Origin of the sequence: Psychrobacter proteolyticus (assembly GCF_038155145.1) — a bacterium.
GTDB classification, from domain to species: Bacteria; Pseudomonadota; Gammaproteobacteria; order Pseudomonadales; family Moraxellaceae; genus Psychrobacter; species Psychrobacter proteolyticus_B.
Genome location: NZ_JBAKAY010000241.1, coordinates 1 through 209 on the forward strand (window position 1 = coordinate 1; position 209 = coordinate 209).

1 pseudogene is annotated in these 209 nt (G+C 36.4%); it reads right to left on the reverse strand.

The features are described 5' to 3' along the window. A pseudogene (locus tag V6252_RS13685) lies at positions 1-209 on the reverse strand (hypothetical protein); the annotation flags it as partial.

Here is a 209-nt window from a genome sequence, read left to right on the forward strand (position 1 = left end):
TAATAATTTGAGACGCTTAGACATCTTCTTAAGCTTAGTCTCAGAAGCAGTTTGTGGAATCGCTTCACGTAGCTCATCAATTTCAAGATCTATATCAATGTCTTTTAATAGGTCTTGAACTGCTTCAGAACCCATCTTGGCTGTGAATTAGTCACCAAACTCTTCAAGCGCATTGTAATAATAATCGACATCAAGCAACTGGTATTTTT